We start from the raw sequence: 10,861 nt of genomic DNA, 5'->3' as shown, positions 1-10,861 counted from the left end.
CAGCCGTCGGCGTCCACCGCGCACGCGGTCGCCCACCGCGCGACGGCCGCGCGGCACGCCGTCCGCTCCCCGCGGCAGCTCCCCCGCGGCGACCGCCCCGCCGGAACCCCTCACCGCGCCCCCTCCCCCGCCCGGCCGGACTGCCATTCGGTGACGTCCTTGACGATGGTGACCGCCAGCACCCCCGCCAGGCCGAGGCACAGGGCGAGCAGCGTGGTGAGGAACGCGGCGAAGAGGAGGTCGCCCTCGCTCTGCACGTTCTCCACCGCCTGCCCCTGGAGCGGCCCGAGGACGACGCCGGACAGCAGGAACAGCGCCCACCACACCCTGACCCGGTGCGGCACGGTGTCGCGCCGGGGCGCACTGGCCCGCCAGACGTCCGACACGACCTGGTAGGGGATCCAGAGGTTGACGACCGGGGCGCCCCAGCCGCTCAGCACCCATCCCCGGGCCCGGCGCTGGGAGGCGGCGCCGGCGATCGTCTCGGCGTTGGTCCGGGCCCGCCACAGCCAGACGGCGAACGCCGCACCGGCCGCCAGGTACGGGCCCAGCATCGCCGCAATCGAACCGATCGCCCGCACGAACGGGCTCGACGCGAAGGACTCGTAGTCCTCCGGCGGGAGCGTCCCGGCCAGGACGCCGTGGACCAGGAAGCACTCGCGCCAGTCGAGCACCGCCAGCAGCACCTCGCGCAGCACGGCCAGGGCGATCAGCCAGGTCACCACCCGGGCCGGCCCCGCCACCTTCCGGAACCGTTCCGCGCCCCCCGGCTCCGCGCTCCCGCCCTCTTCCCGCCGGACACCTTCCACCGCCACGGTTCCCCCTCGATTCGCCGATCGGACCGGCCGTCCGCTTCCGCACCGCCGGGGCCGCGGCTCCGACGCCGCCTCCCCGGTCGGCGGCACTACCCGGGACCGAACACCTGGAACACCCGGACCGCCGGCCACGCCGCCAGCCCCAGGACCAGGAGCAGCCCGAAACCCTTCAACCAGGACTCCATCGTGGCGACGACCGTCCGCCAGCCCATCGCCCGCCGGCGGACGCTCCCGTGCCCCAGGACCGTCGCCACGGCCAGGGCCAGGTGCTGGGTGGGCGTCGGCAGCATCGCCTCCGCCAGGACGGACCGCGCCGTCCGGGCCGCGCGCCGGACCCGGCCGGCCGGGGGGAGGCCGGCGGCCGCCGCGGGCCCCACCGGACACGCCCGGGGCGCCCAGTCGTCGCCGAAACCGACCACGACGACGGCCCGCGGCGCCCGGCCCGCCGCCCCGGCCAGCCCGGACGGGACCGGCAGGTGCCGGTCCAACCGCCGTGCCAGTTCGGTCAGGTCGCCCTCGGCCAGCAGCACCAGCTTGCGGGCCGGCTGGGTCGCCACGGCCTGTTCGACCTCCCACCACAGCCCGTCGCCCGCTCCCAGCCGCAGCACGATCAGCCGGGACGCCGCCATCAGCCGCAGCACCGTCGGCTGCCAGTCGTCCAGCGGCAGGTAGAACCGGGCCGCGCCCAGCAGCGGCAGCTGCTCCCCCGGCCGTCCCACCGCGATCACCGGGCCGAGGGCGCCGAGCGCCGCCGCGAACTCCTCCTCCCGGGTGTGGAGGCGGACGTACGCCCTGGAGTCGTCGGGCCGGGCCGAGGCGGCGTCGTCGGCGAAACTGCGCAGGTAGAGCACCGGGGCCCGGCCGTCCGCCAGCAGGGCCCGGGCCGCGCTGCGGGCGGCGCGCGGACGGGCGTGGCGCAGGAGCAGCACCCCCGCCCCCATCGCGGCCAGGCCCGTCGCCAGGAGCAGCAGCGCCAGCGGCGGCGACGGGGGGTGCTGCGCCTGCCGGGCCGTGCTCGCGGCGAGGAAGCCGCCCGCGAACAGCAGGCACCCGACGCCGCTGAGCGCCAGGAAGACCGGCCGGTACCACCACGCCCGCTCCGGGGCGAACCGGCTGACCAGGGCCGCCGTCTGCACCATCCCCGCCCGGCGGCGGCGCCGCAGCCACAGGGCCGGCAGCAGCAACAGCAGGGCCGGCACCGACCAGCGGAGCACGGAGGCGTACCGGACGCGCTCCCCCGCCCGCAGGTCCGCGGCGGCGGTGATCGCCGTGTGCAGCGCGACGTAGCCGACGACGGCGGCGACCGCCGTGACCGACCGGGCGATCGCCCGCGCGCCCGAGGTCATCATGGCTCCCCCCTGACTTCACCATGACAGACTGACGTGGAGTCAACAACCTTGCGCGGCAATCCAGTTGGTTGATCGCCGACGTCCTCGACGCCCCGGTCGGCCCGCGGCCGGGGCGTGGTCACGGCACCCGCCGCGGCCGGGCCCGCCGGCCCGGCGTGCCGCATTCCCCCCTTCCTACCCGTGGGTAGCTGGGCTACAGTGTCGGCACGCGCCAGCGCCGGGCTTCGGGAGCCGCACCGGTGGGCCGCGTTCTCTTCTCCCGTGTGCGCGTCGGCGCCGTTCCACGACCCGTTCGGAGCGCCTGAGCACCACGGCAATGCCCCACCGACGGAACCGGAGCGGACCGGTCCGTACCGCGGGGCGCCGCAGTTCTTCTTCCGTTCCCGTTTCTCCCGTGCCGCCGGCACACCCTCCCCCGTCACACCCTCCGTCCGGGTCCGCGTGCGCGTGCGCGCGGCCGGGCGGTGGCGGGGGCCGCGGCACGGGCCCATGACAAGGAGTCTGGACATGGAGCGTCCCTTTCCCACCGTCGCCGTGGTCGGCCTGGGCACCATGGGTGCCGGGGTGGCCGTGGCACTGGCGCGCAGCGGGCGCCGGGTGATCGGCGTGGAGGCCGGTCCGACGCAGGCGCTGCGGGCCCTGGACCGGATCGAGGCGTCCACCGCGCGGGCGGTGGAGCGCGGCCGGCTGGAGGCCGGCGAGCGGGCGGCGCTGCTGGCGCTGATCGAGGTCGGCGACGACCTGAACGCCGCGGCGGCGGCCGACCTGGTGATCGAGGAGGTTCCGGAGGACCTGGAGCTGAAGCGCTCGCTGTTCGCCGAACTGGACCGGATCTGCCCGCCGGAGACGGTGCTGACGACCGGCACCACCGCCCTGAGCGTGACCCGGATCGCGGCCGCCACCGCCCGCCCGGAGCGGGTGCTGGGGGTGCACTTCTTCAACCCGGTGCACACGATGCGCCTGGTGGAGGTGGTCCGCACGGTGCTGACCGACCCGCAGGCGGCCGAGCAGGTCGCCGAGTTGGCGCGCGACCTGGGCAAGGAGCCGGTGGCGGCGGGCGACCGGGCCGGGTTCATCGCCAACGGCCTGCTGTTCGCCTACCTGAACCAGGCGGCGGCGATGTTCGAGTCCCGGTACGCGACCCGGGAGGACGTCGACGCGGCGATGCGGCTGGGCTGCGGCCTGCCGATGGGGCCGCTGGCGCTGCTGGACCTGATCGGGATCGACACCGCCCGCACCGTGCTGGAGGCGATGTACGCGCAGTCGAAGGACCGGCTGCACGCCCCGGCGCCGGTGCTGGGGCAACTGGTCGCGGCGGGCCTGCTGGGCCGCAAGTCGGGCCGCGGCTTCTACACCTACGAGGCCCCGGGCTCGTCGAAGGTGGTCGCGGAGGAGCAGCGGGCGGACGCGGCGCCGCGGGCGGCCGGGCGCGAGGTGCGCAGCATCGGGGTGTGCGGCAGCGGGACGATGGCGACCGGCATCGTGGAGGTGTTCGCGAAGGCGGGCTTCCCGGTGCTGTTGGCGGCCCGCAGCCGGGAGAAGGCGGAGCGGGCGAAGGCGCAACTGGCGAAGTCGCTGGAGCGCTCGGTCTCCCGGGGCCGGCTGTCGGAGCAGGCCCGGGACGCGGCGCTGGCGCTGGTCACCCCGACCGGCTCGTACGCGGACCTGGCCGATGCCGACCTGGTGGTGGAGGCGGTGGCGGAGGACCTGGCGGTCAAGCGCGAGCTGTTCGCGGCGCTGGACGAGGTCGTCAAGCCGGGCGCGGTGCTGGCCACCACCACCTCCTCGCTGCCGGTGGTCTCCTGCGCGACGGCCACCTCCCGGCCGCGGGACGTGGTGGGGATGCACTTCTTCAACCCGGCGCCGGCGATGAGGCTGGTGGAGGTGGTCTCCACGGTGCTGACCGCCGAGGACGTCACGGCCACCGTGCTGGAGCTGTGCGCGAAGGTCGGCAAGCACCCGGTGGAGTGCGGCGACCGGGCCGGTTTCATCGTGAACGCGCTGCTGTTCCCGTACCTGAACGACGCGGTGCGGATGCTGCAGGAGCACTACGCGACGGTGGACGACATCGACACCGCGATGAAGCTGGGCTGCGGCTACCCGATGGGCCCGTTCGAGCTGCTGGACGTGGTGGGCCTGGACGTGTCGCTGACCATCGAGCAGGTGCTGCACCAGGAGTTCCGCGAGCCGGGCCTGGCGGCGGCGCCGCTGCTGGAGCACCTGGTGGCGGCGGGCTGCCTGGGGCGCAAGACGGGGCGTGGTTTCCGCGACCACGCACGGCGATGACCGGCCGTCCGGCACCCCCGCCGCAGGGCCGCCCGTCGCCCGCAGGGGGCGTCAACCCGCTTGCCGCGAAGCCACCTTGGGGTACGGGGGCGGTCTCCTCGCGGTGGCCGCGGCCCGCCGTGGCGCCGCCGGCGGCGCCGGTGCGCCGGGGCAGGCCGGCCGGTGGCGCGCCGGGTGCGTGTAGCGTTCCGAACATGGATCGCCAGACCTCGCCTCCCCAGCAGCAGCCGCCGGCCGCCGGGCCCGACCAGTCTCGTGCGGGGGCGGAGTCCGGTCCGGGCAGCCGCCGGGCCGCCGCCCAGCGCCTGCAGATGCGCCAGGACCTCACCGCCGCGGCGATGGAGCTGTTCGCCACCCAGGGGTACGAGGAGACCACGGTCGACCAGATCGCGGCCGCCGCCGGGGTCGCCCGGCGGACCTTCTTCCGGTACTTCCGGTCGAAGGAGGAGGCGATCTTCCCGGACCACGACGACACCCTGGTGCGGGTGGCGGACCTGCTGGCCAGCGCCGAGGCCGAGGAGCACCCGCTGGACGTGGTGTGCCGGGGCATCAAGGAGGTGCTGCGGATGTACGCCTCCACGCCGGAGATGTCGGTGGCCCGCTACCAGTTGATCCGGCAGGTCCCGGCGCTGCGCGAGCGCGAGATCGCGGTGGTCTCCCGCTACGAGCGGCTGTTCACCCGCTACCTGCTGGGCCGGTTCGACGCGGCCGAGCAGACGCCGCCGGGCTGGCAGCGCGGCGGGGACGACGACTCGATGCTGGCCGAGGTGTCGGCGGCGGCGGTGGTCGCGGCGCACAACCACGTGCTGCGGCGCTGGCTGCGGGCCGGCGGCCACGGCGACGTGGAGGCGCAGCTCGACCACTCCTTCGGGGTGATCCGGGGGACGTTCTGGCCGACCCCGCCGAGCGGGGCGCGCCGCCGCGGCGCCGCCGTGGCACCCGGTGCCAGTGATGACGACGGGGAGTCCGAGGCACTGAGCGCACTGAGTGCCAGTCCGGGCGGCGAGGTGCTGATCACGGTCGCCCGGACGGACGCACCGCTGGAGACGGTGGTGGATTCCATCAGAGCCGCCCTGGCCGGCAGAGGTTCCGCGTAATCCAGGAGATTTCCGCAGATCAGCCATGTTTTCGAAGGCCCGTTCCCGGTTCCGGGAGCGGGCCTTCGGTCTGTCCGGGCCGCCCCGGCACGGCGTGTTCTTGCTCACTCCAGAACTTGGCACCCCGTGTCTTTACGAGTGGCACAGGGTGCCACTACGGTGTTCCCACCGGCTGCGGCGCCGCGGCTCCCCACCTCGGCGCGCCGTCCTCCGGCGTCCCCTACCGAGGGGGCGAGAACCAGCAGCACCCACGCGACCCACCCATCCGTCGCACCAGCCACGCACCACCCTCAGACCCTCAACGCGAAGCCGGTGTCCGCTCCCGGTTCCCCCAGACGCCCTGTGTCCCTCGCACAGGTACGCCTTCGGAGGCAGCCATGCAGGAAATTCTCGACGCGATCCTCAGCGGCGACGCCACGTCCGCCGACTACGCCGCCCTGGCGCTGCCCGAGTCCTACCGGGCGGTGACGCTCCACAAGGACGAGGAGCAGATGTTCGCCGGCCTGGCGAGCCGGGACAAGGACCCGCGCAAGTCGCTCCACCTGGACGACGTGCCGCTGCCCGAACTCGGCCCCGGCGAAGCCCTGGTGGCCGTGATGGCCAGCTCGGTGAACTACAACACCGTGTGGAGCTCGATCTTCGAACCGGTCTCCACCTTCGGCTTCCTCGAGCGCTACGGCCGCCTCTCGCCGCTGACGAAGCGCCACGACCTGCCGTACCACGTGCTCGGCTCCGACCTGGCGGGCGTGGTGCTGCGCACCGGCGCCGGCGTCAACGCCTGGAAGCCCGGCGACGAGGTCGTCGCGCACTGCCTGTCCGTCGAGCTGGAGTCCCCCGACGGCCACAACGACACGATGATGGACCCGGAGCAGCGGATCTGGGGCTTCGAGACCAACTTCGGCGGCCTGGCCCAGATCGCCCTGGTCAAGACCAACCAGCTGCTGCCCAAGCCCCGGCACCTGACCTGGGAGGAGGCCGCCTCCCCGGGCCTGGTCAATTCCACCGCCTACCGGCAGCTGGTCTCCCGCAACGGCGCCGGCATGAAGCAGGGCGACAACGTGCTGATCTGGGGCGCCAGCGGCGGCCTCGGCTCCTACGCCACCCAGTACGCGCTGGCCGGCGGCGCCACCCCCATCTGCGTGGTCTCCAGCCCGCAGAAGGCCGAGATCTGCCGGGCGATGGGCGCCGAGGCAATCATCGACCGCAGCGCCGAGGGCTACCGGTTCTGGAAGGACGAGCAGAACCAGGACCCGCGCGAGTGGAAGCGCCTGGGCGCGAAGATCCGCGAGTTCACCGGCGGCGAGGACGTCGACATCGTCTTCGAGCACCCGGGCCGGGAGACCTTCGGCGCCTCCGTCTACGTCACCCGCAAGGGCGGCACCATCGTCACCTGCGCCTCCACCTCCGGCTACATGCACCAGTACGACAACCGCTACCTGTGGATGTCGCTCAAGCGGATCGTCGGCTCGCACTTCGCCAACTACCGCGAGGCGTTCGAGGCCAACCGGCTGGTCGCCAAGGGGAAGATCCACCCGACCCTGTCCAAGGTCTACTCGCTGGAGGAGACCGGCCAGGCCGCCCTGGACGTGCACCACAACAGGCACCAGGGCAAGGTCGGCGTCCTGTGCCTGGCCCCGCAGGAGGGCCTGGGCGTGCGCGACCACGAGCTGAGGGCGCAGCACCTCACCAAGATCAATGCCTTCAGGGACATCTGATGGGTGCTCAAGAGCGCGACCGCCCCTGGCTGATGCGCACCTACGCCGGGCACTCCACCGCGAGCGACTCCAACGCGCTGTACCGGCGCAACCTGGCGAAGGGGCAGACCGGCCTGTCGGTGGCCTTCGACCTGCCGACCCAGACCGGCTACGACTCCGACCACGTCCTCGCCCGCGGCGAGGTCGGCCGGGTCGGCGTGCCGGTCGGGCACCTGGGCGACATGCGGACCCTGTTCGACGGGATCCCGCTGGAGCGCACCAACACCTCGATGACCATCAACGCCACCGCGATGTGGCTGCTGGCGCTCTACCAGGTGGTCGCCGAGGAGCAGGGCGCGGACGTCGCCGAGCTGACCGGCACCACCCAGAACGACATCGTCAAGGAGTACCTGTCGCGCGGGACGCACGTCTTCCCGCCCGGCCCGTCGGTGCGGCTGATCACCGACATGATCGCCTACACGGTGGCGCACATCCCGAAGTGGAACCCGATCAACATCTGCAGCTACCACCTGCAGGAGGCCGGGGCGACGCCCGTCCAGGAGATCGCGTACGCGATGTGCACCGCGATCGCCGTGCTGGACGCCGTCCGCGACTCCGGGCAGGTCCCGGCCGAGCGGATGGGCGAGGTGGTCGGCCGGATCTCCTTCTTCGTCAACGCGGGCGTCCGCTTCGTCGAGGAGATGTGCAAGATGCGGGCCTTCAACCGGCTGTGGGAGAAGGTCACCCGGGAGCGCTACGGCATCGAGGACGCCAAGCAGCGCCGGTTCCGCTACGGCGTGCAGGTCAACTCGCTGGGGCTGACCGAGGCGCAGCCGGAGAACAACGTCCAGCGGATCGTGCTGGAGATGCTGGCCGTCACGCTCTCCAAGGACGCCCGCGCCCGCGCCGTCCAGCTCCCGGCCTGGAACGAGGCGCTGGGCCTGCCGCGGCCGTGGGACCAGCAGTGGTCGCTGCGGATCCAGCAGGTGCTGGCGTACGAGTCGGACCTGCTGGAGTACGGCGACCTGTTCAACGGCTCGCACGTGGTGGAGGCGAAGACCGCCGAGCTGCTGGCGGGCGCCGAGGCGGAGATCGCCAAGGTGCTGGGGATGGGCGGGGTGATCCCGGCCGTCGAGTCCGGCTACCTGAAGTCGAACCTGGTGGCCTCGCACGCCGAGCGGCGGGCCCGGATCGAGGCGGGCGAGGACCGGATCGTCGGCGTCAACTGCTTCGACAGCACCGAGCAGAGCCCGCTCACCGCGGACCTGGACACCGCCATCATGGTGGTCGACCCGGCCTCCGAGCGCTCCGTGCTGGCCAACCTGGACGCCTGGCGGGCCGGGCGCGACGAGGCGGCCGTCCGGCGGGCGCTGGCCCGGCTGAAGGCGGCGGCGGCCACCGAGGAGAACCTGATGGACGCCACCCTGGCCTGTGCCCGGGCCGGCGCCACCACCGGCGAGTGGTCGTTCGCGCTGCGCGAGGTGTTCGGCGAGTACCGGGCGCCGACCGGCGTGGGCGGCGCCCCGGTCGCGGTCGCGGCCGAGCCGGGCGGCGAACTCGCCGCCGTGCGCGCGGCGGTGGCGGCCACCGCGGCCGAGCTCGGCACCGGCAAGCTGCGCCTGCTGGTCGGCAAGCCCGGCCTGGACGGGCACTCCAACGGCGCCGAGCAGATCGCCGTCCGGGCCCGCGACGCCGGGTTCGAGGTGGTCTACCAGGGCATCCGGCTGACGCCCGAGCAGATCGTCTCGGCGGCCGTCGCCGAGGACGTGCACTGCGTGGGCCTGTCCATCCTCTCCGGGGCGCACCCGGAGCTTGTGCCCGACGTCATACAGCGGTTGGGCCGGGCCGGGGTGGAGGATGTGCCGGTGATCGTGGGCGGCATCATCCCGGCAGCCGACGCGGAGGCCCTGCGGGCCGCCGGGGTGGCCGCCGTGTTCACGCCCAAGGACTTCGGCATCACCACCATCATCGGCCGGATCGTGGACGAGATCCGGCTGGCCAACAGGCTCCAGCCTCAGGTCCCGGCCACCGCCGCGACCAGCTGACCCGGAAGGAACACCCTCAATGTCTGTGAACCGCCTCCGTCCGCGCCGTTCCTGCCTGGCCGTGCCGGGCAGCAACCCGCGCTTCCTGGAGAAGGCCCAGGGCCTGCCGGCCGACCAGGTCTTCCTCGACCTGGAGGACGCCTGCGCCCCGCTGGTCAAGGAGAGCGCCCGGCACAACATCGTGGACGCCCTGAACAACGGCGACTGGGGCGGCAAGACCCGGGTCGTCCGGGTCAACGACTGGACCACGCACTGGACCTACCGCGACGTGATCACGGTGGTCGAGGGCGCCGGGCAGAACCTGGACTGCATCATGCTGCCCAAGGTCCAGGACGCCGAGCAGGTGGTGGCGCTGGACCTGCTGCTCACCCAGATCGAGAAGACGGTGGGCCTGGAGGTCGGCAGGATCGGCATCGAGGCGCAGATCGAGAACGCCAGGGGTCTGGTCAACGTCGACGCGATCGCCGCCGCCTCGCCCCGGCTGGAGACGATCATCTTCGGCCCGGCCGACTTCATGGCGTCCATCAACATGAAGTCGCTGGTGGTCGGCGAGCAGCCGCCCGGCTACGGCGCCGACGCCTACCACTACATCCTGATGCGCATCCTGATGGCGGCCCGCGCCAACGACCTGCAGGCCATCGACGGCCCCTACCTGCAGATCCGCAACCAGGAGGGCTACCGCGAGGTGGCCCGCCGCTCGGCCGCGCTCGGCTTCGACGGCAAGTGGGTGCTGCACCCGGACCAGGTCTCCGCCGCGAACGAGATCTACTCGCCCTCGCAGGAGGACTACGACCACGCCGAGCTGATCCTGGACGCCTACGACTGGTGCACCTCGGAGGCCGGCGGCGCCAAGGGCTCGGCGATGCTCGGCGACGAGATGATCGACGAGGCCAGCCGCAAGATGGCCCTGGTCATCGCGGGCAAGGGCCGGGCCGCGGGCATGGAGCGCACCAGCAAGTTCGAACAGCCCGTTTCCGACAAGACGGCGGAGGCGTGACGCCATGCAGTTCGGACGCACCTACGAGGAGTTCGAGGTCGGCGCGGTCTACAAGCACTGGCCCGGCAAGACCGTCACCGAGTACGACGACCACCTGTTCTGCCTGCTCACCATGAACCACCACCCGCTGCACCTGGACGCCAACTACGCGACCACCACCGTGCAGGGCAGGAACGTGGTGGTCGGCAACTACGTCTACTCGCTGCTGCTCGGCATGTCGGTGCCGGACGTGTCCGGCAAGGCGATCGCCAACCTGGAGATCGAGTCGCTGCGGCACGTCGCGCCGACCTTCCACGGCGACACGCTGTACGGCGAGACCACGGTTCTCGACAAGCGCATGACATCGAAGCCGGATCGCGGCATCGTGTACGTCGAGACCAAGGGCTACAAGCAGGACGGCACCGTCGTCTGCACCTTCCGCCGCAAGGTGATGGTGCCGACCGGGACGTACGTGGCGGAGCGCGGCGGGGAGCAGCCCGGCCGCCCCGAGCCGCTCGCCTGACAGCCCTCAGAGCCCCGGACGGGCGGGCCGCCGTCATCGGCCTTCGCCCCTACCCGGTTCCCGGGGGCTCCGCGGC

8 protein-coding genes are annotated in these 10,861 nt (G+C 73.1%); 6 read left to right on the top strand and 2 right to left on the bottom strand.

Annotated features, from left to right (window positions below; all coding sequences use genetic code 11):
* Positions 1–110: 110 nt before the first annotated feature.
* Entirely contained in the window at positions 111–743 is a 633-nt protein-coding gene (locus ACFUEL_RS25630; RefSeq protein ID WP_380239112.1) for a DUF4328 domain-containing protein, read from the bottom strand.
* A 161-nt stretch (positions 744–904) separates the two neighbouring features.
* On the bottom strand, positions 905–2,164 hold the full coding sequence (locus tag ACFUEL_RS25625; RefSeq protein ID WP_380239111.1) for a transferase: 1,260 nt from the start codon (positions 2,162–2,164) through the stop codon (positions 905–907).
* Positions 2,165–2,671: 507 nt separating this feature from the next.
* Here ACFUEL_RS25625 and ACFUEL_RS25620 point away from each other — a divergent pair.
* From ACFUEL_RS25620 to ACFUEL_RS25595, 6 genes are all read left to right on the top strand, one after another.
* Complete coding sequence (locus tag ACFUEL_RS25620; RefSeq protein ID WP_380239110.1) at positions 2,672–4,450, top strand: 3-hydroxyacyl-CoA dehydrogenase family protein; 1,779 nt, start codon at positions 2,672–2,674, stop codon at positions 4,448–4,450.
* A gap of 194 nt (positions 4,451–4,644) precedes the next feature.
* Positions 4,645–5,547 carry a TetR family transcriptional regulator gene (locus ACFUEL_RS25615; RefSeq protein ID WP_380239109.1) on the top strand — a complete coding sequence of 301 codons (903 nt, stop codon included), beginning with the start codon at positions 4,645–4,647 and terminating at the stop codon, positions 5,545–5,547.
* A gap of 377 nt (positions 5,548–5,924) precedes the next feature.
* Positions 5,925–7,262 (top strand): crotonyl-CoA carboxylase/reductase, encoded by a 1,338-nt coding sequence (gene ccrA, locus ACFUEL_RS25610; RefSeq protein ID WP_380239108.1) that lies wholly within the window; start codon positions 5,925–5,927, stop codon positions 7,260–7,262.
* Entirely contained in the window at positions 7,262–9,286 is a 2,025-nt protein-coding gene (locus ACFUEL_RS25605) for a protein meaA (RefSeq protein ID WP_380239107.1), read from the top strand. The genes ccrA and ACFUEL_RS25605 overlap by 1 nt, the downstream gene beginning before the upstream one ends.
* A gap of 19 nt (positions 9,287–9,305) precedes the next feature.
* Positions 9,306–10,283, top strand: coding sequence for an HpcH/HpaI aldolase/citrate lyase family protein (locus tag ACFUEL_RS25600; protein WP_380239106.1), 978 nt, complete (start codon positions 9,306–9,308; stop codon positions 10,281–10,283).
* 4 nt (positions 10,284–10,287) lie between these two features.
* Positions 10,288–10,785, top strand: a complete 498-nt coding sequence (locus tag ACFUEL_RS25595; protein WP_380239105.1) for a MaoC family dehydratase — start codon at positions 10,288–10,290, stop codon at positions 10,783–10,785.
* Positions 10,786–10,861: the final 76 nt, after the last annotated feature.

Source organism: Kitasatospora sp. NPDC057198, from assembly GCF_042670125.1.
Classification (GTDB): domain Bacteria; phylum Actinomycetota; class Actinomycetes; order Streptomycetales; family Streptomycetaceae; genus Kitasatospora.
This window is presented reverse-complemented; position numbering and strand designations above follow the sequence as displayed.

Coding starts and splice junctions, on each gene's coding strand:
- ACFUEL_RS25625 (WP_380239111.1), bottom strand. CDS start 2,164: ATGATGACCTCGGGCGCGCGGGCGATCGCCCGGTCGGTCACGGCGGTC.
- ACFUEL_RS25620 (WP_380239110.1), top strand. CDS start 2,672: ATGGAGCGTCCCTTTCCCACCGTCGCCGTGGTCGGCCTGGGCACCATG.
- ACFUEL_RS25615 (WP_380239109.1), top strand. CDS start 4,645: ATGGATCGCCAGACCTCGCCTCCCCAGCAGCAGCCGCCGGCCGCCGGG.
- ccrA (WP_380239108.1), top strand. CDS start 5,925: ATGCAGGAAATTCTCGACGCGATCCTCAGCGGCGACGCCACGTCCGCC.
- ACFUEL_RS25605 (WP_380239107.1), top strand. CDS start 7,262: ATGGGTGCTCAAGAGCGCGACCGCCCCTGGCTGATGCGCACCTACGCC.
- ACFUEL_RS25600 (WP_380239106.1), top strand. CDS start 9,306: ATGTCTGTGAACCGCCTCCGTCCGCGCCGTTCCTGCCTGGCCGTGCCG.
- ACFUEL_RS25595 (WP_380239105.1), top strand. CDS start 10,288: ATGCAGTTCGGACGCACCTACGAGGAGTTCGAGGTCGGCGCGGTCTAC.